24 protein-coding genes are annotated in these 26,159 nt (G+C 61.9%); 5 read left to right on the forward strand and 19 right to left on the reverse strand.

Annotated elements, in window-relative coordinates; all coding sequences use genetic code 11:
* Window position 1 precedes the first annotated feature (1 nt).
* The 7 genes from I6E81_RS02340 to dusB form a co-directional block, all read right to left on the reverse strand.
* Complete coding sequence (locus tag I6E81_RS02340) at window positions 2-1,681, reverse strand: ABC transporter ATP-binding protein (RefSeq protein WP_197105803.1); 1,680 nt, start codon at window positions 1,679-1,681, stop codon at window positions 2-4.
* Entirely contained in the window at window positions 1,678-2,706 is a 1,029-nt protein-coding gene (locus I6E81_RS02345) for an ABC transporter permease (RefSeq protein ID WP_197105804.1), read from the reverse strand. Before I6E81_RS02345 ends, I6E81_RS02340 begins: the two co-directional genes overlap by 4 nt.
* 2 nt (window positions 2,707-2,708) lie before the next feature.
* A complete protein-coding gene (locus I6E81_RS02350) occupies window positions 2,709-3,803 on the reverse strand; it encodes an ABC transporter permease (RefSeq protein WP_197105805.1) in 1,095 nt (364 codons plus the stop codon).
* 108 nt (window positions 3,804-3,911) lie between these two features.
* Entirely contained in the window at window positions 3,912-5,534 is a 1,623-nt protein-coding gene (locus tag I6E81_RS02355) for an ABC transporter substrate-binding protein (RefSeq protein WP_197105806.1), read from the reverse strand.
* A 160-nt stretch (window positions 5,535-5,694) separates the two neighbouring features.
* Complete coding sequence (gene dnaG, locus I6E81_RS02360; RefSeq protein ID WP_197105807.1) at window positions 5,695-7,602, reverse strand: DNA primase; 1,908 nt, start codon at window positions 7,600-7,602, stop codon at window positions 5,695-5,697.
* Between the two features lie 32 nt (window positions 7,603-7,634).
* Window positions 7,635-8,879: a deoxyguanosinetriphosphate triphosphohydrolase gene (locus tag I6E81_RS02365; RefSeq protein WP_197105808.1), complete on the reverse strand. Its 1,245-nt coding sequence runs from the start codon at window positions 8,877-8,879 to the stop codon at window positions 7,635-7,637.
* A complete protein-coding gene (gene dusB / locus I6E81_RS02370) occupies window positions 8,869-10,035 on the reverse strand; it encodes a tRNA dihydrouridine synthase DusB (protein ID WP_197105809.1) in 1,167 nt (388 codons plus the stop codon). The genes I6E81_RS02365 and dusB overlap by 11 nt, the downstream gene beginning before the upstream one ends.
* 57 nt (window positions 10,036-10,092) lie before the next feature.
* Here dusB and I6E81_RS02375 point away from each other — a divergent pair, with 57 nt between their 5' ends.
* Window positions 10,093-10,572 carry an aminoacyl-tRNA deacylase gene (locus I6E81_RS02375; protein WP_197105810.1) on the forward strand — a complete coding sequence of 160 codons (480 nt, stop codon included), beginning with the start codon at window positions 10,093-10,095 and terminating at the stop codon, window positions 10,570-10,572.
* The gene (locus I6E81_RS02380; RefSeq protein ID WP_197105811.1) at window positions 10,572-11,012 is read left to right on the forward strand and encodes a hypothetical protein; all 441 of its coding nucleotides are present in this window, start codon (window positions 10,572-10,574) and stop codon (window positions 11,010-11,012) included. Before I6E81_RS02375 ends, I6E81_RS02380 begins: the two co-directional genes overlap by 1 nt.
* A gap of 22 nt (window positions 11,013-11,034) precedes the next feature.
* Here I6E81_RS02380 and I6E81_RS02385 read toward each other — a convergent pair whose 3' ends face one another.
* The 5 genes from I6E81_RS02385 to I6E81_RS02405 all read right to left on the reverse strand — a co-directional run bounded on the left by I6E81_RS02385 (window position 11,035) and on the right by I6E81_RS02405 (window position 15,777).
* Window positions 11,035-11,187: a hypothetical protein gene (locus I6E81_RS02385; RefSeq protein WP_197105812.1), complete on the reverse strand. Its 153-nt coding sequence runs from the start codon at window positions 11,185-11,187 to the stop codon at window positions 11,035-11,037.
* 3 nt (window positions 11,188-11,190) lie between these two features.
* Window positions 11,191-11,838: a DsbA family protein gene (locus tag I6E81_RS02390; protein ID WP_197105813.1), complete on the reverse strand. Its 648-nt coding sequence runs from the start codon at window positions 11,836-11,838 to the stop codon at window positions 11,191-11,193.
* Window positions 11,839-11,996: 158 nt separating this feature from the next.
* Window positions 11,997-12,533 carry a hypothetical protein gene (locus I6E81_RS02395; RefSeq protein ID WP_197105814.1) on the reverse strand — a complete coding sequence of 179 codons (537 nt, stop codon included), beginning with the start codon at window positions 12,531-12,533 and terminating at the stop codon, window positions 11,997-11,999.
* Window positions 12,534-13,289: 756 nt separating this feature from the next.
* A complete protein-coding gene (locus tag I6E81_RS02400) occupies window positions 13,290-14,675 on the reverse strand; it encodes a glycine--tRNA ligase (RefSeq protein WP_197105815.1) in 1,386 nt (461 codons plus the stop codon).
* A 55-nt stretch (window positions 14,676-14,730) separates the two neighbouring features.
* Window positions 14,731-15,777, reverse strand: coding sequence for an aminotransferase class V-fold PLP-dependent enzyme (locus tag I6E81_RS02405; protein WP_197105816.1), 1,047 nt, complete (start codon window positions 15,775-15,777; stop codon window positions 14,731-14,733).
* Between the two features lie 81 nt (window positions 15,778-15,858).
* Here I6E81_RS02405 and I6E81_RS02410 point away from each other — a divergent pair, with 81 nt between their 5' ends.
* On the forward strand, window positions 15,859-16,809 hold the full coding sequence (locus I6E81_RS02410; RefSeq protein WP_197105817.1) for a LysR family transcriptional regulator: 951 nt from the start codon (window positions 15,859-15,861) through the stop codon (window positions 16,807-16,809).
* Between the two features lie 34 nt (window positions 16,810-16,843).
* Here I6E81_RS02410 and I6E81_RS02415 read toward each other — a convergent pair whose 3' ends face one another.
* From I6E81_RS02415 to recO, 7 genes are all read right to left on the reverse strand, one after another.
* Entirely contained in the window at window positions 16,844-17,998 is a 1,155-nt protein-coding gene (locus tag I6E81_RS02415; RefSeq protein ID WP_197105818.1) for a cysteine desulfurase family protein, read from the reverse strand.
* On the reverse strand, window positions 17,995-18,855 hold the full coding sequence (gene nadC / locus I6E81_RS02420) for a carboxylating nicotinate-nucleotide diphosphorylase (protein ID WP_197105819.1): 861 nt from the start codon (window positions 18,853-18,855) through the stop codon (window positions 17,995-17,997). Before nadC ends, I6E81_RS02415 begins: the two co-directional genes overlap by 4 nt.
* On the reverse strand, window positions 18,852-20,417 hold the full coding sequence (nadB, locus tag I6E81_RS02425; protein ID WP_197105820.1) for an L-aspartate oxidase: 1,566 nt from the start codon (window positions 20,415-20,417) through the stop codon (window positions 18,852-18,854). Before nadB ends, nadC begins: the two co-directional genes overlap by 4 nt.
* A 2-nt stretch (window positions 20,418-20,419) precedes the next feature.
* The gene (gene nadA, locus I6E81_RS02430) at window positions 20,420-21,709 is read right to left on the reverse strand and encodes a quinolinate synthase NadA (protein ID WP_197105821.1); all 1,290 of its coding nucleotides are present in this window, start codon (window positions 21,707-21,709) and stop codon (window positions 20,420-20,422) included.
* Complete coding sequence (locus tag I6E81_RS02435; protein ID WP_197105822.1) at window positions 21,696-22,412, reverse strand: NUDIX domain-containing protein; 717 nt, start codon at window positions 22,410-22,412, stop codon at window positions 21,696-21,698. The genes nadA and I6E81_RS02435 overlap by 14 nt, the downstream gene beginning before the upstream one ends.
* 148 nt (window positions 22,413-22,560) lie before the next feature.
* A complete protein-coding gene (locus I6E81_RS02440) occupies window positions 22,561-23,373 on the reverse strand; it encodes an isoprenyl transferase (protein ID WP_197105823.1) in 813 nt (270 codons plus the stop codon).
* Window positions 23,370-24,098: a DNA repair protein RecO gene (gene recO, locus I6E81_RS02445; protein WP_197105824.1), complete on the reverse strand. Its 729-nt coding sequence runs from the start codon at window positions 24,096-24,098 to the stop codon at window positions 23,370-23,372. The genes I6E81_RS02440 and recO overlap by 4 nt, the downstream gene beginning before the upstream one ends.
* Window positions 24,099-24,255: 157 nt before the next feature.
* On the opposite strand from recO, the gene I6E81_RS02450 reads away from it, so the two are divergent.
* Together I6E81_RS02450 and I6E81_RS02455 are read left to right on the forward strand one after the other, a co-directional pair.
* Entirely contained in the window at window positions 24,256-25,002 is a 747-nt protein-coding gene (locus I6E81_RS02450; protein ID WP_197105825.1) for an SDR family oxidoreductase, read from the forward strand.
* 427 nt (window positions 25,003-25,429) lie between these two features.
* Window positions 25,430-26,092, forward strand: a complete 663-nt coding sequence (locus I6E81_RS02455; protein ID WP_197105826.1) for a trimeric intracellular cation channel family protein — start codon at window positions 25,430-25,432, stop codon at window positions 26,090-26,092.
* Window positions 26,093-26,159: the final 67 nt, after the last annotated feature.

Here is a 26,159-nt window from a genome sequence, read left to right on the forward strand (position 1 = left end):
CTCAATAATCTACGGCAGTCAGCGCCCTCAGTGCTTCGCGGCGCTCGGTCTGCTCGCGAGGATCCGGCACGGGCAGCGACGCCAACAGTCGTTGAGTGTACGGATGCTGCGGATTGCCGAGCACCTCAGACCCCACGCCTTCCTCGACCAGCTGCCCCTTGTAGAGCACCGCAATGCGATCGGAGAGCATGTCGACAACCGCAAGATCGTGACTAATGAACAGGGCGGCGAATCCGAGATCTCGTTGAAGATCAGCGAACAACTCAAGCACTTTCGCTTGAACCGACACGTCAAGCGCACTCGTCGGTTCGTCGGCGATCAGCAGCCGAGGCCGCAGCGCGAGTGAACGCGCGAGGCTGGCGCGCTGGCGCTGGCCACCGCTCAGCTCATGCGGGAAACGGTCGCCGAAAGCGCGCGGCAACTGAACAGCCTCGAGAAGCTCGTCAACCCGCCCGCGCGCATCATTCGGGTCTTCGGCCTTACCGTGCACGATCAGCGGCTCAGCAACGCACTGAGCGATCGTGAGCAGCGGGTTGAAGCTGGAGGCAGGGTCTTGGAAGACAAACCCGATGTCGCTGCGCAGCGGCCGGAACTGACGTTCCTTGAAGCCCAGCATCTCGTGGCCGAGAACAGACAACGAACCACCGGTGATCTTGTTGAGCCCACCAATGGCACGACCGATCGTGGTCTTGCCGGAACCGCTCTCGCCGACTAGTCCAAGCACCTCACCGGGCGAGATCGTGAAGCTCACGCGATCGACGGCGCGGAAAGGTGCGCGACCGAAACGGCCAGGGAACTCGATCTCGAGGTTGTCAGCGATAACGACAGGTTCGACATCCTTCTCGCCTCCAGCAGCCGCACGATCAGACACGCGTGCCGCGGCGCGCGAAGCACCAGAACCAATACGCGGAACGGCGGCAAGCAACTTCTGCGTGTAGGGGTGCTTGGCAGAATCGAACAACTGCTGGGCTGGGGCTTCCTCAACGAGCTTGCCCTCATACATCACGGCAACCCGATCGGAGAGATCGGCCACGATGCCCATGTTGTGAGTGATCAGGATGATCGCGGCGCCAAACTCGTCACGGCACCGGCGCAGCAGATCGAGGATTTCTGCCTGCACAGTGACGTCCAGAGCGGTTGTTGGCTCATCGGCCACGATCAGCTCTGGCTCAAGCACGAGCGCCATCGCGATGACGACACGTTGTTTTTGCCCACCCGAGAACTGGTGCGGGTAATAATCGACCCGCGACTCCGGCTCCGGAATGCCCACCTTGCGCAGGATCTCGATCGCTTTCGTGCGCGCCGCGCGCTTGCTCACATTGCCGTGGGCGCGAAGCCCTTCTGCGATCTGCCAGCCGACCGTGAAAACCGGATTGAGCGCTGTGGACGGCTCTTGGAAGACCATCGCGACGTCCACGCCGCGAAGCTCACGCAAACGCTTGCCGGACATGCCAATAACTTCTTTGCCATTGAGCACAATGGCACCGCGTGACACGGCAGTCTCGGGCAACAGCCCGAGAACAGACTTGGCCGTCACACTCTTGCCACTGCCACTCTCGCCGACGATCGCCAGAACCTCACCGGGGGCAAGGCTCAGCGATACGTCATCGACCGCTTTGACGTCTCCGCCATCGGTCGCGAACGTTACTTCGAGATTCCTGATCTCAACAATGTTGCTCATGAGCGAGCCTCCAGCGGGTCAATAGGATTCGCATCGCCTTCAAGGTCGGCCGTCGAGAGAGCGGCGGTTTCGAGAACCGGCGCCGACTGGTCGGCACGACGACGCGTGCGCAAACGGGGATCAGCGAGGTCGTTGAGCGACTCCCCCACCAGAGTGATTCCCAGAACGACAAGAACGATCGCAAGCCCGGGGAACAGTGACGTCCACCAAATGCCGCTCGTGACATCCGAAATCGACTTGTTGAGGTCGTAACCCCACTCAGCCGCAGCGGATGGCTCAATACCGAAGCCGAGGAAGCCAAGACCCGCGAGAGTCAGGATGGCCTCAGAGCTGTTGAGCGTGAAGATCAAGGGCAGGGTGCGCGTCGCGTTGCGGAACACGTGGCGGAACATGATCCGCGGAGTGCTCGAGCCGATGACCTTCGCTGATTCAACGTAGGCCTCCGACTTGATTCGCACCGTTTCAGCACGGATGACGCGGAAATACTGCGGGATATAGACCACAGTGATCGATACCGCCGCCGCAAACACACCACCCCAGAAACTCGACTGGCCACCGCTAATCGCAATGGCCGCAACGATCGCGAGCAGGAGGGTCGGGAACGCATACACCGCGTCGGAGATAACCACGAGAACGCGGTCGATCCAGCTGCCGAGGTAACCCGAGACCAGACCGAGAAGTACTCCGGCGAAGATCGACAGTGCAACGGCTACGACGATCACGAGCAGCGCGGTACGCGAACCCCAAATCACTCGCGAGAGCACATCGTAGCCACCGACGGTGGTACCCAAAATGTGCTGGCCACCCGGAGGAACCTGTGCGCCAAAGGAACCTTCGTCGTCGCGCAATTGCGAGAAACCGTAGGGAGCAAGCAGCGGAGCAAAGAGCGCCGTCAGCAAGAAGATGCCCGTCAAGATGAGCCCGGCAACAAGCATGCCGCGCTGGAGCCCTACCGACTGGCGGACCTGATGAACAATAGGCAGTTTGCGCCACACAGCCACAAAACGTGAGGGTGTCGTTGTCATGATTAGTACCTCACCCTCGGGTCGATAATCGCCGCAATAATGTCGACGATGAAGTTGGTCAGTGCCACGATCACAGCGAGCAACACCACGATGCCCTGCACCGCTACAAAGTCACGAGCACCCAGATACTCGACGAGCTTGAAGCCAAGGCCCTTCCACTCGAAGGTGGTTTCAGTCAGCACCGCGCCTCCCAACAGGAGGGCGATCTGCAAGCCGATCACCGTGATGATCGGAATAAGCGCGGGCTTGTAGGCGTGCTTGCGCACGAGACGGTATTCGCTCACGCCACGAGAGCGCGCAGCATCCACGTAATCCATCGACAGCGAACCGATGACGTTGGTGCGCACGAGCCGCAAGAAGATGCCGGCCGTGAGGAGACCGAGCGCAAGACCAGGCAGCACGGCGTGCGAGAGCACATCACCGATTGCTGCCGGGCTACCGAGCCGGAACGCGTCAATCAGGTAGATGCCCGACTTGTTGTCGAGCGACGTCAGTTGCAACTCTGTCCGAGTGGATGCTCGGCCTGCCACCGGCAGCACCTTCAGCCACACCGCAAACACGAGCTTGAGAAGCAGCCCCGCAAAGAAGACCGGAGTTGCGTAGGCGAGGATCGCTGCAACACGCAGCACGGCATCCGGCCACTTGTCTCGGAAGTATGCCGCGACCATACCGAGCGGAATGCCGACGACCAGTGCCACCAGAACCGCGTAGAACGCGAGTTCGAGCGTTGCACTGCCGTAGGTCACGAGCAACTCGGAGACGGGACGACCATCGGTGATGGCGGTGCCGAAGTTGCCGGTGAAGACCTGCCCGAGGTACTCGAAATATTGCACCAGGAGCGGGCGGTCGTAGCCTGCGGCACTAATACGTTCAGCGAGCTGAGCTGCCGTCAGACGGTCACCTAGGGCAGCCGTGATGGGATCACCGATCGAGCGCATCAACAAGAACACCATCGTCACGAGGATGAACACGGTCGGGAAAATCAGAAGAAAACGGACTATAAGAAAACGAGCGAGAGGATTTGTGATCCCCCGAAAACGCCGGGTGGGCGGTTCTGACTGTGCCGGATTGATCACGGCGGGAGCGGACTGCGACATACCTACCTATCGTGCAGAGAACGAAGACGAGGAGGTGACCCACATTGTGTGTGGGCCACCCCCTTGAGTCATTTCGCTAGGCCAAGGCCTAACTAGAGCGAATTGCTCCTACTTGGCCAAGCTGCCGTAGCGGAACTTGAACGAACCGTCGAGCGTAGCTCCGGTAACGTCCTTGCCCGTAACGGCGATCTGTGCTCCCTGAAGGAACGGCACGGTCGACAGCTGAGCTGCAACCTTCGCCTGAATGTCCTCGATCATTCCCTCACGCGTGGCGGGGTCGAGTTCGGTTGCCTGAGCAACGATCAGATCGTTGACTTCGGCATCCGCGTAGTGGTTTCCGAGGAAGTTGCCATCACCAAAGAACGGGGTGAGGTAGTTGTCAGCGTCGGAGTAGTCCGGGAACCAACCCAGCTGGTAAGCCGGGTAAGCATCGGCCGTACGCTCACTCGCGTACGTGACCCACTCGGTCGACTGCAGGTTGACTTCGAAGACTCCGTCAGCCTCAAGCTGGCTCTTAACCAACGCGTACTCGTCACCCGAAGACTCACCGTAGTGGTCAGGGTTGTACTGGAGGTTGAGCTTCACTGGAGTGTCAACACCAGCATCAGCAAGACGCTTCTGAGCTGCTTCAACGCTCGGTCCACCGTCGCCGTCACCGTAGAGGTCCTTGAGAACCTCGGTAGCGCCCGTCAGTCCGTCCGGAACGTAGGAGTACAACGGCAGGTAGGTGCCCTTGTAAACCTGGTCAGAGATTTCCTGGCGGTCGATGAGGTCAGCAACAGCACCACGAACAGCGAGCGACTTCGCGGCGTCAGCCTCGGGAGTCTTCGCGCCGTACGGCTGCGTGTCGAAGTTGAAGACGATATAGCGGATTTCGCCACCGGGGCCAACGATGACGTTGACATTGTCGTTGCCCTCGAGGTCAGCGACGTCGGTTGCAGACAGGCTGCGGTGTGCGACGTCAATGTTGCCCTCTTGAACATCGAGCTTCAGGTTCGAAGCATCGGTGTAGTACTTCAGCGTGATGCTGTCGGTCGCTGCAGCGCCAAGAACACCCTGGTAGTCAGGGTTGGCCGTGAACGACACGATGTTGTTGAAGTCGTAGCTTTCGATGACGTACTGGCCAGCGAACGCCATACCATCAACGATTTCCTCGTCGGGGGTGACTGCGTCAGCCGAGAAAACTTCCTCGTCAACAATCGGGGCGGCCGGGCTCGACAGGATCTGCGCGAACGTCTGGTCGTTTCCGTTCTTCAAGTGGAAGACAACGGTGGTGTCATCGACGGCTTCAACGCTGTCGATGTTGCCCAAGAGCACGGAAGGACCGTTCTCGTCGTTGATCGCAACCTGACGGTCAAAGCTGAACTTTACGTCTGACGACGTGAGGTCGTTGCCGTTGGCAAAAGTGAGGCCCGACTTGAGCACTACGGTGTACTCGTCGTCGCTCGTGTACTCCGCGGACTCTGCAATGTCAGGTTCAACATCGGAGGTGCCCAGCGGCGAGTTGAGCAAGAACGGGAACACCTGATTCATCAGGGCGAAAGAACCGTTGTCGTACGAACCGGCCGGGTCGAGGAACGTGACTTTGTCAGTCGTGCCCACGATAAGCGACTCGGAACCGCCACCGCTGGAGTCTCCTCCAGCTTGGCAACCGGTCAAAGCAAGCGCGAACGCTGCTGAGCCGGCAATGACAGCAAGGACTCGCTTGCTGCTCTTGGATGCGGATGTCATATCCGTCTACCTCTTCCTGTTGCGTGCAGAACATGCGACGGCGCGTTTGTAGGCACCGCGCATCGTAGTTCCTCAGTAGTAACACACGAGGAACCTTCGAGACTAGATCGTTTACCCGCGAAAGGGGGATATTTACACGAACGCAACCAAAGAGCAGCAGCTAGGACTCTTCGCGCAGCGCACGACGCTCCGCTTCGATCCGCATGAGGTCGCGCTGAGTCTGCACATAGCGCTCCGGATCGCTCTCGCGATCCATGCGCTGGAGTACCCCCAGAAGTTCACGTTTTTGCCTCAAGAAATCACGCTCAATCAGGTCGGTCGTCACCTGAACGCAATACACCGGGATTCGTTCCTCACGCTCCGGAATCGGCGCGACACTCAGCTGCTTCACGAACGTGGAGAACGACGACGGCACCTCATCGGCGATCGCCGACGCCCACCCTGGATCGAGCGCTCGGTCGGCGAGAGAGGCGATTGCGTCGCGAACCACAGCAAGCGATGGCTCAGCGATGGAGATCTGGGTCAGTTTGCCAATCAGCTCGGCACCCACAACATCCGGATGCTGCAGCACCGCCATGAGAGCGTCTCGCTCAAGGCGAGTAATGGCATCGACGCGCAAGTTCATGATGGACGGCCCCGGTTGCGCAGGAGCCTCCCCGAAGCCTTCAGGCGGAGCCTGCGACGACGATGCGGACTGTGACTGCTGCGGTGCCTTCGAGGGCCCAGACGGTGCAACGTGACGCTTCGCTTCGGTGACAGCAGCCTGAACCTCAGTGGGCTCCATGCCGAGCCAGCCCGCAACACTGCGCACATAGCCAATACCGAGCGCCGAGTCACGAATACCGGCAACCACGGGGGCCGCAGCGCGCAAGGCAGCAACGCGACCCTCGACCGTTTCGAGATCGTGCACCGCCAACTCGCGACGAATCTTGAACTCAAACATGGGCTTGCGCGTGGTGACGAGACGACGCACCGCGCCGTCACCCTTCTTGAGTCGCAAATCGCACGGGTCGAGACCGTCGGATGCCACCGCAACGAAGGTCTGCGCTGCAAAGCGGTGCTCCTCGGCAAACGCACGGTTTGCGGCTTTTTGGCCCGCCTCATCCGGGTCGAAGGTGAAGATCACTTCGCCAGTGGCGGTGGTATCTGCGTTGTCATAGTCGCCGATCATGCGACGAACAATCTTGATGTGGTCGACGCCAAACGCGGTTCCACAGGTAGCGACAGCGGTCGTAACGCCAGCAAGGTGGCAGGCCATGACATCCGTATAGCCCTCGACAACGACGATCTGCTTGCCGCGCGAAATATCTTTCTTGGCCAGATCGAGCCCGTAGAGCACTTGGCTCTTGTGATAAACCGGCGTCTCGGGAGTGTTCAGGTACTTAGGGCCTTTGTCGTCGTCCAGTAGACGGCGGGCACCGAAGCCCAGCGTCTGACCCGTGACATCGCGGATCGGCCACACCAGTCGGCCGCGGAAACGATCGTAATAGTCGCCTCGCTCCCCCTTGCCGATGAGGCCGGCCACGACCAGCTCTTCCGACGAAAAGCCAAGGGTGTTGAGGTGCTTCATGAGCACGCCACCGCGGGGCGCAAAACCAATGCCAAAACGCTCTGCGGCCGACTGATCGAAACCGCGCTCACCAAGAAAACTGCGGCCGGGAGCTGCTTCTGGGGTTGCAAGCTGCGCAACAAAGAAATCGGATGCCGCCTGGTTGGCGGCCAAAATGCGAGCGCGATTGCCGTGATCGGTCGCCGCGCCGCCGTCCTCATAGTGAAGTTCATAGCCGAGACGCCCAGCCAAACGCTCGACGGCCTCGGAGAACGAGACGTGGTCCATGCGCTGCAGGAAGGTGTAGACGTCGCCGCCCTCACCACATCCGAAGCAGTGATAAAAGCCAACTTGGGGTCGCACATGGAAGCTAGGGCTGCGTTCTTCGTGGAAGGGGCAGAGGCCCTTCATCGAGCCAGAACCAGCGCTCTTGAGCGTGACGTAGTCGCCCACAATGTCGGCGAGGTTCGTGCGCGAACGCACCTCGTCGATATCACTTCGTTTGATCAGGCCAGCCACAACCGCAATTCTAGGCTCACCGGGATGTGACTCTAGCCAACCAGACGTGTATGCCACGCAATCGCGGACTGATCAGTGAGGCTAGCCACCTGATCTACTACTGCCCGCTTGCGCTGGTGATCGTTCTCAGCGGAATTCCAATCGGCGGTGAATCCGGAATCGAGGTTCACCGGAGCTGTCCACAGCAACACATCGGCCAGCTCAGTGAGCACATCCCGCTGCTGCTGATAGATCGGACGACGCGCATTCGTCGACATCACAAATGCGGCGACGATGCCCTTGAGCACCGCAATCTCTGCCTGAATTTCAGCCGGGATCACGAGGCTGCCGCCGAAGCGAGCGAGCGCATCAGTGGGGTGAGCTTCGCGTGTGGCCTGAACGGCGGCACCGGCGAAGCGGCCAATGAGTTGACTCGTGAGGTTCTTGAGGCGACCGTGGGCGGCACGGGAGCCATCCCACTGATCGAGCCACGGGTCGAGAAGATCGAGACGGTCGAAGGCAGCAATGAGTTCGTCATGCGTGAACTCGCCGCCGATCCACTCAAACATCGACTTCACAAGGTCGTCGTGGTTGACGCGGGCGCCGAGCGCGGTGACATCAATAAAGTCACCGACGATGGCGTCTTCGAAATCGTGCACCGAGTAGGCGATGTCGTCAGAAAGATCCATCACTTGCGCTTCGATGCAACGCTGGCGGTCGGGAGCACCAGCGCGAAGCCACTCGAACGCGGCAGTGTCATCGTCGAAAAAACCATACTTGCTGCGACCGCTCGGGTCAGGAATGCCCTGAGCGCTCGGCCACGGGTACTTCGTGCTCGCGTCCAAGCTGGCGCGCGTGAGATTGAGGCCGTAGCTCTTGCCATCTGGGCCAAACACCTTGGGCTCGATGCGTGTCAGCAGACGAAGCGTCTGAGCATTGCCCTCGAAACCGCCGATGTCAGTTGCCCACTCATTGAGCGCGCGCTCGCCATTGTGACCAAAGGGCGGATGCCCGAGGTCGTGCGAGAGGCAGGCGGTGTCAACGACATCCGGGTCGAGGCCCAGACTGTCAGCGAGCTCGCGGCCCACCTGAGCGACCTCGAGCGAATGAGTGAGGCGATTGCGGGCAAAATCGGTGCCCATCGTGGGGCTCAAGACTTGAGTCTTGGCGGCTAGGCGGCGCAGCGCACTCGAGTGAAGCACCCGCGCACGGTCGCGCGCAAAATCGCTCCGACGACTCGAGTGCTGCTCGGGAAACCAACGCTCGGCGTCAGTCTCGGTGTAGCCCTTAGCCGCCACTGGTGCTCAATTCTGCTTGGTTGAGTTCGCTTCGGTGAGTCTCCTGCAGTTCACGGCTATCGAGCCAGCCCTGCGGAAGCGATGGCTTCTTGGGAGTGCCCGCGCGACCGCGTTGGCCCTCAGCGTCGGCACCCGGGTACTGCTGGCTCCAGTCGAGCTGAGCCAACAGTTCATCGAGCTGAGCGAGGTCGTGCACGGTCGCCATTGCTGCGCGCAACTCTCCGCCGACCGCATAGCCCTTGAAATACCAGGCAACATGCTTGCGGATGTCGCGGCACGCACGATCTTCATCGCCAAAGAATTCCACCAGCAGTTCGGCATGACGCTTAAACGCAATGGCAACTTCGCCGAGTGTTGGCTCTGCCTTGAGGGACTCTCCCCGGAAGGCGGCAGCGAGGTCACCGAACAACCACGGGCGGCCGAGGCAACCGCGACCCACAACGACTCCGTCGCATCCGGTCTCGTCGACCATGCGGAGAGCGTCGGCAGCACTCCAAATGTCGCCGTTACCGAGAATCGGGGTGTCAGTGATCGTGTTCTTGAGCTTTTCGATGGCCGACCAATCTGCGTGCCCCGAGTAGAACTCCGCAGCAGTGCGGGCGTGCAACGCGATGCTGGCCACGCCGGCGCCGGCGCCAACGCGAGCAGCCTCAAGGTAAGTCAAATGATCTGAATCGATGCCCTTGCGCATCTTGATCGTCAGCGGAACGTCGCCGGCAGCCTTCACCGCGCCCTCGACGATGTCGCGGAACAAATCGATCTTCCACGGAAGCGCCGCTCCCCCACCCTTGCGAGTGACCTTAGGAACGGGGCATCCGAAGTTCAAGTCAATGTGGTCGGCACGATCTTCGGCCACCAACATCGTGACCGCTTCTCTCACCGTCTTCGGGTCAACACCATAGAGCTGGATGCTGCGCGTCGTCTCCGACTCATGGTGCGTAATCAGGCGCATGCTCTCGGGCGTGCGCTCCACCAGCGCACGGCTCGTGATCATTTCGCTGACATACAGACCAGCGCCATACTCGCGGCAGAGACGGCGAAAAGCGGTGTTGGTGATGCCTGCCATGGGCGCCAAAACGACAGGAACATCAAGGTCGAGGTTCCCGATTGAGAGCTGTGGCGCGACACGCGGGTCGGCAGGGGCAAGAATAGTCACGTAGCAATTGTCCCACGGCGCGCCTGAACCAGCGCCGCACATACCGGGAGGCCCCGAATGACGGCAGGAACTGACCGCGTCCGCGACGACGCCGAGCGCCGCGGCATCCCGATCGAGATCGTCGAACGCGCACCAGCGACCTCCCTCGAACACGCCGCCGAACTGCTCGGCATCACCCCGGCCGAGATCGTGAAATCGCTCGTCGTCAAACGCAGCGACGGCAGCTACCTCTTTGCCCTCGTTCCCGGTGACCGCCAGATTTCGTGGCCCAAGCTGCGCGCCGTCGTCGGTGTCAATAAATTGCGGATGCCCGAAGCCGCCCTTGCACTCGAGGCCACCGGATTTGCGCGCGGCACCATCACCCCGCTCGGCAGCAGCACCGCCTGGCCCGTGTTCGCCGACGAACGCATCGCGGGCAAGCGAGTATCAATGGGCTCGGGAGATCACGACTACACCGCATGGGTTCACACGGATGACCTGATCACTGGCCTCGAGGCCACGGTCGCCGACATTACGAGCGAAACAGGAACTGACTAATGGCCATCGACGAGCATCCGAACGTCTTCCGCTTCGAAACCCGCCTCTGGGTGAGCGCGGCGCCGCGCGAGGAAGCGCTCGAACAACTGCGCGCCCAACGCGCCTGGGACAAAGAAAACGCGAAACTTCAGCGCTGGTGGGTTGCCCTCAGCATCGGAGCAATCATTGGAGTTGGAGGAATCTTGGCGGTAGGAACCGCGTCGAACCTCGACCCGACCCTCTACCTGCTGCTGCTACCTCTCGGCTTTGGCGGCGGCGCCATCCTTGGAGCTCTCATCAACAAACGCTTCAACGCACCCGAAGCGCACCACGCTTCCCTGCCGGCGCGCCCGACCACTGTGCCGCTTACGCTCATTCCGTCACGAGTAGCTAAAGCCGCACCGGAACATGCCAGCGTTGCCGAAATCGTCGAATGGTCTAACCGCGGTTTCGTCGGCTAGATAGCGCACTGCCCTCGTTTGGCTAGACCAGACCTTCGTCGATCTGGCGGTTGACGAACGCTTGCGAGCGGTGATCGTCACCGACGACGCAGGCGTCGCCTTCACACGCTACTGCGTTCGGGTCGCCGAGCTGCTGAAGGGTGAAGGTCGGGATTGGCTTCGTTGCGGCATCCATGGGTTAGACGTCTCTTTCGGTAAGTACTTGTGTGAGTACGTTAGCGAACGTTTCACTTTCTTGCGCGCCCGAAACCCCATACTTGCCATCAATCACGAAGAATGGCACCCCCTGGATGCCGTATTGCATGGCCTGTTCCATGTCAGCCTTCACCGCGGGGAGGTACTCGCTCGACTCAAGAACGCGCACCACTTCGTCGCGGTCGAAGCCAATAGATGCCGCAATATCAGCGAGGTCTTCGATGCGGCCAACGTGCTCAGTCTTGATGAAATAGGCATCAAGAAGACGCTCTTTCATCTCAAGCTGGCGACCGTGAGCCTTCGCAAAGTGCAGAAGTTCGTGCGCCTTCACCGTGTTCGTCTGGTGGATGTGTTCGTAGTCATAGTCGAGCCCAACGCTCGATGCGATGTCGGTGACGCGCGTGAGCATCTCTTCGACCTGCGGCATCGGGAGCCCCTTGCGCTCGCTCAAGAACTGGATGGGGGTGCCCTCATACTCGACCGGGGTATCGGGAGCGAGTTCAAACGAGTGGTACACGATCTCGACGGGGATGCCCGACGTTTCTACGGCGGCTTCAAAGCGTCGCTTTCCGATGTAGCACCAGGGGCACTGAACATCAGACCAGATATCGACTTGTACGGGTTCGGTCACGGTTGCTGCTGCATTATTCACCTCAAGGTCAACGCGTTGCGCCCCAAGATATTCCCTCGACCGCAGGTTCACTCTTGCTTTCCCCGCTGCTGGGTCATTGGCTTCGCGCTTTCTCCGCGTGTGCTGTCGGAAACTCAGGAGATTCGGGATCGTCGCCGCTAGGTCTCGCGGAATCTGGGGCGTCTGACCGCGCAAGCCGTCAGATCTCCTGAATTTCCGACGTCAGCACGCGCATGCGAGGCGAGTACCGTCTCCAGCGCCGTCAGAAACAGCTCCCATTGCGTGAAAACCATTCTGGCGCTGACACTCATCGCGTGAAATCCCGCGATGGTGATCTCGATCGCCTTCAGATGATCCTCTTCGAAGGTGTGCGCATGAAACTGCTTGCCATTGATCTCAAGCCCGACGACACCGTTCACCACCAGATCAATCCGCTTGGGCCCCAGAGGAACTTGAATCTCGACGCGATGGCCCCGAAGCTGCAGCCGAACGCGCGCAAGACTCTCCGGCAAGCTCTCAGAACGCCCATCCACCCAGGACCGTATCCCGCGCTTGTACCGCGGCAGCATGAGAATCAACTGCTCACAATCGAACTCATCAATCCGCCCGGTATGCAGCGCCCAGTCCACTGCAGCAACCGCCGTCTCGAGGCTCTGGTCGACCACCACACGTCTGAGCGCCTCTAGAATACTCACGTGCCACGTTGTTCCCCGCTCGTGGACCGAGCGCGGATCCCAGTGCAACTGCACCCCGTTTCTTCGGCCCAGTGGGCGCCGCCGATTCCACTGGCTGCGCAATCGCGAGGCGTTCTGGGGCACTGACACCTGCAGCGGATGCTCCTTCACAACCCAGCCACCCCAGTCTGCAATCGCGGAGATACCGGTGAGGCGACCCCCTACTCGCGCGGCTCGAACGCGCAACTCTGCCTCCGCGCCCGTTGTGTACCAACCTTGACGTGCCCTGACGACCTCGCCGCGCTTGACTGCTCGGGCGAGATCACGGTCACGGGCTCCCCGCGCGACCAGCTGACGTTTCTGCGCAAGCCCACCAAGTTCATCAACTAGTTCGTGTACATCCACCATGACGACAGCATCACCGCGGTTATCGCCGCATGGCATGAGAGGCGGCCATCGGTTGACTATTGGGGTGCGCGGGGCATGTTGATGACACGTCCCAGTTGGAAATTCAGGAGATCCGTCGGCGCCTCCGACAGGAGGCCCGAGATACCGCGGGCCTGACGCCGACAGAATCGCGCGCGAACTCAAATCTCCTGAGTTTCCGACAGGAGCCCGCGGGATGAGAGCGGTTGGTCCGGCGGTACGTCGAGCTGCAGCGAAGACCACCACAGCGAGGGACCGCGCACACAGAAAAGCGGACCCGGAACGTGTCCGGGTCCGCTGTGTCGCAGTGCGGGCTATCAGCGAGAAACGCTGAGCGCCCGACCGCTGGGTCTAGCAGCCGATGAGCTCCTGCGCGAGGTAGCCGCGCAGCTCTTCGATCGGCATACGCTTCTGTTCCATCGTGTCGCGCTCACGGATCGTGACCGCGTTGTCGTCGAGCGAATCGAAGTCGATCGTGACGCAGAACGGGGTTCCGATTTCGTCTTGACGACGGTATCGACGACCGATCGCACCGGCGTCGTCGAAGTCGACGTTCCAGTACTTGCGCAGGTCAGCGGCAACGCCACGCGCCATCGGCGACAGGCGCTCGTTGCGCGACAGCGGCAGAACGGCAACCTTTACCGGCGAGAGGCGACGGTCGAGGCGCAGAACGGTGCGCTTGTCTACACCACCCTTCGCGTTGGGCGCCTCGTCTTCGGCGTACGCATCAATGAGGAAGGCCATGAGGGCGCGGGTGAGTCCGAATGCGGGCTCGATCACGTACGGCGTCCAACGCTCGTCCTTGGCCTGGTCGAAGTACGACAGGTCAGAACCGGATGCCTCGGAGTGCGTGCGCAGGTCGAAGTCGGTGCGGTTAGCGATGCCCATGAGCTCGCCCCACTCGCTACCGGCGAAGCGGAAACGGTACTCAACATCCACTGTTCGCTTGGAGTAGTGCGAGAGCTTCTCTTGAGCGTGCTCGTAGAAGCGCAGGTTGTCGGGGTTGATGCCGAGGTCGGTGTACCACTTCATGGATTCGTCGATCCAGGTTTGGTGCCATTCTTCGTCGGTGCCGGGCTCGACGAAGAATTCCATCTCCATCTGTTCGAACTCACGCGTACGGAAAATGAAGTTTCCGGGCGTGATCTCGTTACGGAATGACTTTCCGACCTGGCCGATTCCGAAGGGCGGCTTCATACGAGCAGCACCCATGACGTTGGCGAAGTTGGTGAAGATACCCTGGGCGGTTTCGGGGCGCAGGTAGTGCATTCCCTCTTCGTTGTCGACGGGGCCAAGGTAGGTCTTGAGGAGCCCTGAGAAGTTCTGCGGTTCGGTCCACGATCCGGGCTGACCGGTGTCAGGGTCGCGGATGTCGGCAAGCCCGTTGACGGGAGGGTGACCGTGCTTCTCTTCGTAGGCTTCAAGAAGGTGGTCGGCGCGGTAACGCTTGTGGGTGTGCAGCGATTCGACGAGCGGGTCAGAGAAGACCTCGACGTGACCGGATGCTTCCCACACCTTGCGGGGCAGGATGACGGCCGAGTCGAGCCCGACGACGTCTTCGCGACCTTGAACGAAGGTCTGCCACCACTGCTTTTTGATGTTCTCTTTGAGGGCGGTTCCCAGCGGGCCATAGTCCCAGGCTGAGCGTGAACCACCGTAGATCTCTCCCGATTGGAAGACAAAACCTCGGCGCTTGGCGAGGTTGATAACGGCGTCGAGGGGGTTAGGCGTAGCCACAGAAACTCCAATAGTCTGCCGAGCTGGATGCACGGTCGGCGGACATCCAGTTTAGCTAGACACGCAGCGCAGCGATAACCGCCGCGACGTCTTCTTCGGTATTCCAGAGGTGGAATGCAGCGCGAAGACGGCCAGCGCGACCGGAGGCGGTGATGCCAGCGGCCGTCAGTTTGGCGAGGTCGGCACCCGATTCATCCGGCCACGTGACGATGGCCTGATTCTGGCGTTCGATTCCGAGCTCGTCGCAGAGCAGGTTGGCGAGCCCCGTGCAGTGCTCCCAGACTTCGGCGATGTCGAGGTCGGCAAACATGGCGATCGGATGCTCGGCACCGACCCAGGCCTGCCACGCGGGTGACACGTCGAACTGACGAGCATCCTTCGCAAGGTTCATCTCGGTGCCGTACACACTCGACCACACGTCTTCCCCCGCGTACCAGCCGGCTTGCACTGGCGTGATGTGCTCGGCGAAATCCTCGGAGATTGTGAGGAACGCGACGCCGCGAGGCGAACACAACCACTTGTAGGCGTGGCACACGGTCGCATCGAATTGGCTGGCATCCACGGGGTAAACGCCGGCGGCCTGCGTGATGTCGCAGAGAGTGCGAGCTCCGTAGCGGTTGGCAGCGGCGGTGATCGCCGCGACATCGGCGACCTTGCCGTTGCAGGATTGGATGAGCGAGAACGCGACGAGCGCGGTGCTGTCGGTGATGGCATCCGCCAGTTCGGCCAGGGGCACGGCGCGCACCTGAAGGTCGCGGTGCTGCAGGAACGGGAACACGATTGACGTGAAGTCGGATTCGACGACCAGCACTTCGGAACCTGCCGGCAGCGAGCAGGCGATGAGGGATGCCATGACTGAGGTTTGCGAACCAATCGCAACGCGACTGGTGTCGATGCCGACGAGGCGCGCGTAGTGACCACGAGTGCGTTCAACAATGTCGCCGTAGTTCATGGGGTTGCAGGTTGCGGTGGCCCACTGCCCGAGCTTCTCCTTCATCTCGGTGACGGCGGCACAGGTTGGGAGCCCCATAGTGGCAGCGGAAAGGTACCCGCGGGTGTTCGCGAAGCTGTCGATGGCGCTGGCCAGAGCTGGGGAGGTCATGCCACCATGTTCCCGCGCCCGGATATATGCCACAAGAGCATGATTGGGATACCAACGATCACGTTTAGTTATGCTTGGTCGATGGACACCACGCCAGACCTTCTCTCGCTGCGCATCGTTCGTGCGATTTCTGAACACGGCACGATCAGCGAAGCGGCCCGCGTTCTCGGCTACAGCCAGCCCGCCCTCAGCCAACACCTCACTCGCGCCCAGTCGCGACTCGGGCTCGCGCTTGTAGTGCGCTCGGGCCGCGGGGTGCGCCTCACCGAAGCCGGCCGCGCCCTCGCCAGTCACGCCGTCACGGTACTCAATGCGGTGGATGCGGCGAGCGCCGAACTCGCAGAGTTAGCCGGTCTCTCGAGCGGAACGGTGCGCATCGCAGCTTTCCCGACGGCGTCGTCGACGCTCGTGCCGCGGTTGATTCGTCAGTTGCGGCAGCAGCATCCGAATTTGACGGTGAATTATGTCGAGGCTGAGCCTCCGCAGGCGCTGCAGTTGTTACGGGACGGTTCAGCGGATCTCGCCATCACGTTCTCGTACCCGGAAGACCGCGCCGACCCGCACTTGTCGCGTGATGGCGGCCACACGACGGTGCCACTGTTCACGGAGCCGGTGGTGCTGGTGCTTCCCGACACTCACCCCCTAGCGAATGCCGACAGCGTGAGCCTGGCCGATCTTGCGAACGACGCGTGGATTGCGGGCTGTGCCCTCTGTCGCGGTCATTTGCTTGCCCTGTGCAATATCGAGGGTTTCGCCCCAGAGATTGGGTTGGAGACGGATAACGCTCTCGCGGTACTGAGCTTTGTCTCCCGCGGGCTGGGGGTGGCGCTTCTCCCCCAGCTAGCGCTGTCGTCACTGACGCTGCCGGAGGGCGTGAGCATCCATGCCCCGCAGCCCTCGAGTGAGCGCACCATTCAGTACGTCATTCAGCCGGGGGCAACGCGGATCCCGAGCGTGGCGACGACTATTGCAACGTTGACCGCGTTGGGTGGAGATGTCTGGGGCCTGAAGGACTACCCGGCGCAGGGGTAACTACGAAACTGGTGCGTGCGGTACTGCCGAGGCGCTACTGAGAGAGCGAGCGAACCGCCCGGTAGGCCGTTTCGATCTCGGCGGCGACCGTGGTGAGCTGTTCGGCTGTCGTATCCCCACTGAGACTAAACCGCACCGCCGTTTGGGCGATCGCTTCGTCAATGCCGATCGCGGTCAGCACGTGCGAGACATCGTCGCTGCCGACGGCACACGCCGAACCGGCTGAACAAATGATGCCAGCGCGACCGAGCTCGAGCAGGAGGGATTCTCCGCTGGTGCCGGGGAAGCAGAATGAGGCATTATTGGGCAGACGGGTGGGTGTGGCAGCCAACACTGGCCCTGTAAAGATCGCAGCGGGAACCCGCGCCAGCACATCGGCGACGAAGTCATCCCGCAACCGCGCGACGCCACGAGCACGCTCAGCCCGGTCGGTCTCGGCGAGCGCGAGGGCATGAGCGAATCCAACAGCCCCTGCGACGTTTTCGGTGCCCGAGCGCTTGCCGCGCTCCTGGCCTCCCCCGTGCAACACGGGCTCGAGGCTGCGACGCCCCTTGACCATCAGTACGCCGATGCCTTTGGGCGCGCCGAGCTTGTGTCCCGACAGGCTGAGGGCAGCGACGCCCAGCCCGGCAACGTCGAGGGGAAGCCAGCCGGCGGCTTGCACGGCATCCGTGTGCAGAGGCACCCCGTGTGTGCGGCAGAGTTCGGCTAGTGCAGCGATGGGCTGCACGGCACCGATCTCGTTGTTGGCGTACATGACCGTGCAGAGCGTGGTGTCGGGGCGCAGGGCATCCCGAGCCTCGTCAAGGTTGATGAGACCGTGAGCGTCCACCGGCAACACTGTGACCTCGAACCCGTGGATGCGCGCGAGATAGTCAACGGACTCCAGCACGGCCTCATGCTCAATCGCACTCGTGACGATGTGGCGTCCGCGTGGCTCGGCAAGCGCGAGGCCCTTGATGGCGAGGTTGTCTGACTCCGTGCCCCCCGACGTGAAGATGACATCGGATGCCCGGCACCCCAGCGAGGCGGCAACACTCGTGCGGGCGGCATCCAGGGCCCGCTTCGCGGACTCCCCCAGCTCGTGATGGCTGGACGGGTTACCGAAGTCTCCCGTCAGCAGCGGCCACATCGCTTCAAGCACCTCACGGCGCACGGGTGTGGTTGCTGCGGAGTCGAGAAAGATCATTGGTGCGCTGCGCTCACCGCAATGTCGAGTCCCAGGTCGAGCGAACGAACGCTGTGCGTGAGGGCCCCCACCGAGATGACATCAACACCGGTCGCAGCGATGGCGGCAATGGTGTCGAGGTTCACGCCTCCGCTGGCCTCGACGATGGCGCGTCCAGCCACGAGCTCGACACCCGCACGCAGATCTTCGAGCGAGAAGTTGTCGAGCATGATGGTGTCGACGCCCGCCGAGACGACAGTTTCAACCTGGTCGAGCCGATCCACCTCGACCTCAAGGTGAGTGGTGTGACCGATCCGCGCACGAGCGAGACGAATGGCCTCGCCGAGTTCGATACCGGCCGCAGCGAGAACCGCCAAGTGGTTGTCTTTGGCCATCACAGCATCCGAGAGGCTGAAACGGTGGTTGTGGCCACCGCCCGAACGCACAGCGTGACGTTCGAGGGCTCGGAGGCCCGGAGTCGTCTTGCGGGTGTCGACTACCCGGGCGTGAGTGCCGGCGACTTGTGCCACGTACGCCGCGGTCTGGGTGGCGATTCCCGACATCCGCTGGCTGAGGTTGAGAGCGATGCGCTCCGCCCGCAAAACGGCGCGTGCGTTACCGGAGACGGATGCAAGTTGCTGGCCGGCGGTGAACGAGTCGCCGTCACTGGCCTGCAGCGTGACCTCAGCCTGAGCATCCACCAGCTGGAAGGTGCGAGCGAAGACATCGAGGCCACTGGCGACCCCCGCCTCACGCGCATTGAGAACAGCGGTGGCGGTGGCGTCTTCGGGCACGAACGCATCGCTCGTGATGTCACCCCATGGCGCATCTTCGGCGAGGGCCATCAGGATGACATTGTCAACGAGCTGCTGATTCATCGCTTGATCGTTTCTGCTTGGTCTTCTGCCGGGATGAAGTCGCCCGCTACGTTGACTGCCGCCCAGCGCGTGGAGAACGCCAGCTCTTCGCGGGTCTCCGGGTAGTCGGTGCGCTCGTGGGCTCCGCGCGATTCCTTACGGCGGAGCGCCGCGACGACGACGAGGCGTGCGAGGTCGAGCAGGTTCGCGTTCTCGGCGCCCTCGACCGTGTTGGATTCGGAGTGCCAGCTCGCCAAGATCGCGGATGCTTCTTCGAGGCGGGTAGCGTCCCGCTCAAGACCAACGTGGCTCCACATCAGTTCACGCAACTGATCGCGTGTGAATGGCTCTTTGCCCGTGATCTCGAACTGCGGCTCGAGCGCGTCAACCTCGATGGCCCGCTGGGGCTCATTGAGAGCATCCGCAGCACGCCAGGCGAAGACGAGCGATTCGAGCAGCGAGTTGGAGGCGAGGCGGTTGGCTCCGTGCACACCGGTGCAGGATGCCTCCCCCACGGCATAGAGACCGCGCACGCTCGTGCGTCCGTCGATGTCGGTGCGGATGCCGCCCATCCAGTAGTGCGCAGCCGGCGTCACGGGAATCGGCGCTGTGCCCCAATCGAAGCCGTGCTCTTCGCAGACCTCGCTGATGCCGGGGAATCGCTTCGCGAGAAACTCGGAACCGAGGGCGGTGGCATCGAGCATGATCGGTCGCCCGCCCTGCTTTTCCATGGCGCGAGCAATGCCGCGAGCGACAACATCGCGCGGGGCTAGTTCACCGTCGGGGTGCACGTCGAACATGAAGCGCTTGCCATTCTCGTCGAGCAGGGTTGCGCCCTCGCCGCGAACCGCCTCGGAGACGAGCGGGTTGCCGGGCACCGCGAGCGATGTCGGGTGGAATTGGAAGAATTCGACATCGGCAAGAGCGGCACCAGCGCGGTAGGCGGCAGCAACACCGTCACCTGTCGTGACGAACGGGTTCGTCGTGTGCTTGTAGAGCTGGCCTGCTCCACCACTCGCGAGAACGACGATATCTCCGTCGATGACGCGCGAGTTGCCGTCGGGAGCAATGACGTCGATACCGGTGACGCGCGGCGTGCCGTCGGCATCCGTCTCCGTCACCAGATCGCGCATGAACGTGTACGCATAGGTCTCGACGGCCAGCGCTCGAACCGCCCGCAAAAGGGCGACTTCGATGGCAAGCCCCGTCGCATCTCCGCCAGCGTGGATGACGCGCCGCGAGGAGTGCGCCGCTTCGTGTCCCCGAGCGAGCTCACCATTGGCAATGCGGTCGAACTCCACTCCGAGAGAGATGAGTTCTTGCACGCGCAACGGGCCCTCGCTGCACAACACTTCCACGGCATCCCGCTCGCACAGACCTGCGCCAGCGATCATCGTGTCAGAGACGTGACTGGCCACGGTGTCATCGGGGAACAGCACAGCAGCAATACCGCCCTGGGCGTACTTGGTGTTGCTCTCCGCGAGCTCCGACTTGGTCACGAGGACCACTTCGTGGTGAGCACTTGCGCGGTAGGCGGTGATGAGACCGGCAATACCTGTGCCGACAACAATGACCCGTGCCATGGTTACGCTTCTTTCGTCGTTACCGGCGGCTTCGCGGCGAGCATCCGCTCCAAGGCCACACGTGCCGGTGCTGCCACGTCGTCCGCGACAGTGATCTGGTTGAGTACTTCACCGCGAACGAGCCCTTCGAGCACCCACGCGAGGTAGCCGGGGTGAATTCGGTACATCGTCGAACACGGGCAGACCACCGGGTCGAGACAGAAGATCGTGTGCTGCGGGTATTCGGCAGCGAGGCGGTTGACCATGTTGATCTCGGTACCGATCGCGAACGTTGTCGGTTCGGTCGCAGCAGCAACAGCCTTCTGGATGTAGTCGGTCGACCCCGCCTCGTCAGCAGCATCCACAACGGGCATCGGGCACTCGGGGTGCACGATCACGCGAACACCGGGGTGCTCAGCGCGAGCCTGCTCGATCTGGCCAACATTGAAGCGCTTGTGCACACTGCAGAAGCCGTGCCAGAGCACAACCTTCGCTTCGTCAAGGGTCTCAGCGTCGTTGCCGCCGAGAGGCTTGTTCGGGTTCCACATCGGCATGAGATCGGTCGAAATGCCCATCTTCTTCGCCGTGTTGCGACCCAAGTGCTGGTCGGGGAAGAACAGCACGCGCTGACCGCGCTCGTAGGCCCACTCCAGCACGGTTGTGGCGTTCGAGCTTGTGCAGACGATTCCACCATTACGACCACAGAAACCCTTGAGCGCAGCAGACGAGTTCATATACGTCACGGGGATGATCGGCACGCGGCCATCGGCATCCGGCTCGGTTCCGTAAATTTCGGTGAGCTGTTCCCAGCACTCCTCTACGGAATCGATGTCGGCCATGTCGGCCATCGAACAACCGGCAGCCAGGTTCGGGAGAATGACCGCCTGATCAGAGCGAGCGAGGATGTCGGCGGTTTCGGCCATAAAGTGCACGCCACAGAAAATAATGGCTTCGGCATTGGGCACGGTTTGGGCGGCGTTGGCGAGTTGGAACGAGTCGCCGAGGAAGTCGGCGTGCTGCACAACTTCATCGCGCTGATAGAAGTGGCCAAGGATGACGGCACGGTCGCCGAGGGTCGCTTTGGCAGCGACGATGCGAGCGTGGAGGTCTTCGTTGGAAGCCTTCTGGTATTCGACAGGCAACTGGCCCTGACGAGGTGCTCCCGTGGGGATGACGTCGCCCATCGAAGCCCCTGGCCCATAGCTCGGAACACCCAGATCGAAGGTCCACGGACCATCGGCTAGCTCAGGCGCACAGGTTTCCCCGTCGCCCGTCTTCGTGATGCGCTGAATAGTCGAATCAATGGATGACACGAGTGCTCCCTGTCTTTAAGCGGCCGAGCGGGCCATTGTCAACGAGCTCAACGCCCTCGTCATAGCGGTACAACCTCGGAGGCCGGTGACGCCCTCCCGAGACAACGTGATCAGTGGGAACCAGTGAACCCGAATTCTCAATCTGACGACGGAAATTGGCGGGATCGAGCTGCTTTTGCAACACAGCCTCGTGCACAATGCGCAGTTCACTCAGGGTAAAGGTCTCCCCCAGGAAGGCCCGGGCGATGCGCGAGTATTCCATCTTGGTGCGGAGGCGCCAGAGCGCGTAGTCGACGATGACGTTGTGATCGAAGGCCAACTCGGGCAGGTTGTCGGCCGGGAACCAGCGCACATTCTCACCCTCGGCAGCCCGGTCTGCCTCCTCTTGGCGCACGAGCGCCCAGTAGACAATCGACACCGCGCGAGATCCAATCGAACGCTCAACATCACCAAAGGCGTAGAGCTGTTCGAGGTAAGCCGGCTCGAGAGCGGTTGTCTCAAGCAAGTTGCGGGCGGCTGCGTCTTCGAGGCTCTCGTGGTTGTCGACCCAACCACCGGGCAACGCCCACTGACCGGCATAGGGTTCGCGGGTGCGACGCACCAATGGAATCCACAGCGCGCTCTCCCCCGACTCGGGAATGGGGCGCAGCGCAAAAATCACGGTGGACACCGCGAGCGAAATTGCTTGCTCATTCTGTTGCATCGCCACTCCCTTCGGTAAGAGTCATGCTGACCTGAACACAGAATACACCTTAAAGTCACCCTGACCAAAAGGGGTGACTAGCGCTCACCAACAGTTCAGCTCCCCCGAAGGGATCGCAGAGAGAAGTGCCTCCACGTAGGCAGTGGTGTTAGCTAGCGTCACCCGTCGGCGCATCGACTGCGCCACCGAAGCGGCGCGAGCGGCCAGCATAAATCTCGATTGCGCGCCACAAATCTTCGCGCGTGAAATCTGGCCACAGCGTATCCAAGAAGACCATCTCGGCATACGCGCTCTGCCAGGGCATGAAGTTACTCATCCGCTGCTCCCCCGACGACCGCACGAACAGGTCAACGTCAGGCAATTGAGGCTGATACAGACGCTTCTGGATGAGCTTCTCCGAGACGGCGGACGGCTTCAATCTGCCCGCCGCAACGTCATCAGCAATCGAACGCACAGCATCCGCAATCTCGTTACGGCCGCCATAGTTGACGCACATCGTGAGCGTCAGAGTGCTGTTCTTCTCTGTGAGCTTCTCGGCAAATTGCAGCTCTTTGATGACCGACGTCCACAGGCGCGGGCGTCGCCCTGCCCACCGCACGCGCACGCCCCACTCGTTGAGCTGATCTCGGCGACGGTGCAGCACGTCGCGGTTGAAGCCCATGAGAAAGCGCACCTCTTCGGGCGAGCGACTCCAATTTTCAGTCGAGAAGGCATACACGCTGACATGTTTGACCCCGATCTGGATGGCACCAGCCACCACATCGAGCAGACTCGCCTCGCCCGCCTTGTGGCCTTCCACCCGCGTCAGCCCGCGAGCATTCGCCCAGCGACCATTGCCGTCCATCACAATCGCAATGTGCTCAGGAACAGAGCCCTTCGGCATCACCGGAGGCTGGATGCCCGTCCAGTCAAGAGGACGAAACTCGACGGCATCTTTGTGAGTTTTTGCTACGCGGCTCATGCGCTCCGATCCACATGCTGAATGGAGCGAAGACTGCGCTCCAAATGAAACTGGGTGTACGCGGCAACGACGCCACTTGCTTGGGAACGCGACCGTTCTTCCGAGGCTTCCGCGACATCCCACTGGCCGGCGAGCAACGCTCCGAGCAGCTCAAGAGTGTCGGGGCTGAGTCGTGGCGACCCGGGCGGGGCAACCTCGTCGGCAACCACACCGCCCATCTGCGCCACAAAAACCGAATGCGGCCCGGGAGCGCCCGTCACCGCGCAGTCGACAAAACTCGGTGCCCAGCCCGCAATCGAGAGGCTGCGCAGGAGGTACGAGTCAAGAGTGAGACTCGGGTTGTGCTCGCGCCGCGAGAGAGACCGCAGCGCGCCAACCAGCAAGAGGTATTGCTGCAACGAGCCGTCGTCATCCGTGACTTTGTCAGCGGTTTCGACCATCACGCTCGCCGCGGTATAGCTCGCATAGTCGGCCGTAATCTCTGAGCCATACGACCCCAACGATTCAGCCTGCTGGATGATGTCGAGACTGCGACCGATATAGCACTGGATGTCGGCGACCATGAAGGGTTCCAGCCGCGCCCCAAACTTGGAGGCAGTACGACGCACCCCTTTGGCTACCGCGCGGATCTTGCCGTGCTCACGCGACAGCATGGTGACGATTCGGTCAGCTTCACCCAGCTTGTGGGTGCGCAGCACGACGGCTTCATCACGATAAGTTGGCACTCCACAAGTATCCTCCGCTTGTCGCAAGTTTGCTGAGCGACGGACCGCAGAGACGCCGTTTCACTCAGCGCCCTGCCCCCGGAGCTCTGCGCGCAGTACATTGTGCACAGCGGTGATCGCCGGCACCCCATGCCCGTTGCCGCAGGGAGGCGATCTCATGATTCTCGTTACCGGCGCGACCGGCGCCCTCGGCAGACCAACCGTGGAGCTACTCTGCGCCGCCGGCCATGCCGTGCGCTCGCTCAGCCGCCGCGCCAGCGACACCCCGGACACCGTCGTCGCCGACCTCGCCACCGGCATCGGACTGTCGGATGCTCTCGCCGGAGTCACCACGGTCGTGCACCTTGCCTCGGGCGCGAATGCCCACGACTCGCAGCACACCCAGAATCTCCTGGATGCCCTCGTTGCCCATCCTGTTGAGCACCTCATCTTCATGTCGATTGTCGGCGTCGATAAACACGCGTTCGCGTACTACCGCGACAAGCACCTCAGCGAGCAACTGATCGCCGCGTCAGGTACTCCCTACTCGATCCTTCGCGCCACCCAGTTTCATAGTTTCGTTGCCGGGCTGTTGAGGGCTCAGCGAAGGTCTCCGGTGACGATCGTGCCCGCATTCACGATGCAGCCCGTCGCCGTCGAGGAAGTTGCCGCGCGCCTAGTCGAACTCGTGGATGCTGGTCCCGCCCAACGCGTCGCTGACTTCGCAGGCCCAGAACAGCTGCAATTCCGTGAGCTGGCGCGGCAGTGGAATGTCGCGCACGGCCGCAGCCGCCCGACGTGGGCCCTGCCCCTGCCCGGCCCCGTCGGACGGTCTTTCGCTCGCGGCGACCACCTCGGCACGCCCTCAGGTGCTGGCCACACGACATTCGCGCAGTATGCGGAGAACGCCGCAGCCTCGCGCTGACGCTTCTGCGCGTGTGCCGCTCTGAACGTCGATCCTGTCGGAAACTCAGGAGATCGGCGAAGGTTCCGAATCCCGAAGCGCACAAACTCGGGCTCCTCATACTCCGCCCGCCCGCTTTTCCTGAGTTTCCAACGTGGGCCGGGCCGAAAGTGCGCGCGTGGCCGAGTGCGCGCGTGGCCGAGTGGGTGCGTGGCCGAGAGAGCACGTCGGCGGCTCGGGAGCAGCGCAGCAGCAGCAGCAGCAGCAGGGTCGAGGGAAGCACGTCAGGAGCGTGACGGCGCGGCTGGTCGGCAGCGCGGCTGGTCGGGAGCGCGGCTGGTCGGGAGCGCGGCAGCGCGGCGGGTCGGCACTAGCGGTTCACCCGGCGATTGCAGGCTTGCCCAGAGCACAACTGCGCCGCCCGCCCGGCGCGTGGTACGAATGGTGCGTGAACGAGACTTTCGAGATTCCGCTGTGGGCGGGGCTGTTAGCGGTCGGCGTCGGAGCAATGCAGGGCGCGATGTTTGCCGCCCAGTTTCGTGATCGCCGTCTAGATCTCCTCGGCGTCGCCATCATTGGCATTTCATCGGGTTTCGGCGGCGGCATGGTGCGCGACATCGTACTTTCTGAAGTGCCCGCCGTGCTCTCCACCAACTGGTACCTCCTGGTCGCGACCGGTGCCGCTCTCTTCGGGATGCTGCTCGAACGCCTCATCGCCCGGTTGGGCCCGCTCGTTACGCTGCTCGATGCCCTGACGATTGGCTTGTTTGGCGCGATCGGCACTACCAAAGCGCTTGCAATGGGATTACCCGATGTCCCGGCCATTTTTGTGGGGGTCATTTCCGCTGTCGGTGGTTCCATTTTGCGTGACATGCTGCTCTCAATGCCGATTGCGCTCATGCACGTGGGATCGCTCTACGCGGTGGCCGCGGTATCAGGCACAACGAGTCTGGTAATCATGCGCAACTTTGACGTTCCCGTTCTTCTCGCCGCGTCAATCTGCGTCGGGATCACGGTGGGCGTGCGTGTGCTCGCAGTGCTCTTCAACTGGACCCTTCCCGAACAGCGCACCATCAACGGGATGCCCAGATTCCGTCGCCCGTCACGCTAACCAGCCTTCGCGTGAGCCTGCCAGCAAACCTTTGCCCCACGCTCATCCGCAGTACCGCCGTTAACGC

This window comes from Salinibacterium sp. NG22 (genome assembly GCF_015864925.1).
GTDB lineage: Bacteria > Actinomycetota > Actinomycetes > Actinomycetales > Microbacteriaceae > Rhodoglobus.

Coding starts and splice junctions, on each gene's coding strand:
- I6E81_RS02340 (WP_197105803.1), bottom strand. CDS start 1,681: ATGAGCAACATTGTTGAGATCAGGAATCTCGAAGTAACGTTCGCGACC.
- I6E81_RS02345 (WP_197105804.1), bottom strand. CDS start 2,706: ATGACAACGACACCCTCACGTTTTGTGGCTGTGTGGCGCAAACTGCCT.
- I6E81_RS02350 (WP_197105805.1), bottom strand. CDS start 3,803: ATGTCGCAGTCCGCTCCCGCCGTGATCAATCCGGCACAGTCAGAACCG.
- I6E81_RS02355 (WP_197105806.1), bottom strand. CDS start 5,534: ATGACATCCGCATCCAAGAGCAGCAAGCGAGTCCTTGCTGTCATTGCC.
- I6E81_RS02375 (WP_197105810.1), top strand. CDS start 10,093: ATGACGGCAGGAACTGACCGCGTCCGCGACGACGCCGAGCGCCGCGGC.
- I6E81_RS02380 (WP_197105811.1), top strand. CDS start 10,572: ATGGCCATCGACGAGCATCCGAACGTCTTCCGCTTCGAAACCCGCCTC.
- I6E81_RS02385 (WP_197105812.1), bottom strand. CDS start 11,187: ATGGATGCCGCAACGAAGCCAATCCCGACCTTCACCCTTCAGCAGCTC.
- I6E81_RS02405 (WP_197105816.1), bottom strand. CDS start 15,777: ATGACCTCCCCAGCTCTGGCCAGCGCCATCGACAGCTTCGCGAACACC.
- I6E81_RS02410 (WP_197105817.1), top strand. CDS start 15,859: ATGGACACCACGCCAGACCTTCTCTCGCTGCGCATCGTTCGTGCGATT.
- I6E81_RS02415 (WP_197105818.1), bottom strand. CDS start 17,998: ATGATCTTTCTCGACTCCGCAGCAACCACACCCGTGCGCCGTGAGGTG.
- nadC (WP_197105819.1), bottom strand. CDS start 18,855: ATGAATCAGCAGCTCGTTGACAATGTCATCCTGATGGCCCTCGCCGAA.
- nadB (WP_197105820.1), bottom strand. CDS start 20,417: ATGGCACGGGTCATTGTTGTCGGCACAGGTATTGCCGGTCTCATCACC.
- I6E81_RS02435 (WP_197105822.1), bottom strand. CDS start 22,412: ATGCAACAGAATGAGCAAGCAATTTCGCTCGCGGTGTCCACCGTGATT.
- I6E81_RS02440 (WP_197105823.1), bottom strand. CDS start 23,373: ATGAGCCGCGTAGCAAAAACTCACAAAGATGCCGTCGAGTTTCGTCCT.
- I6E81_RS02450 (WP_197105825.1), top strand. CDS start 24,256: ATGATTCTCGTTACCGGCGCGACCGGCGCCCTCGGCAGACCAACCGTG.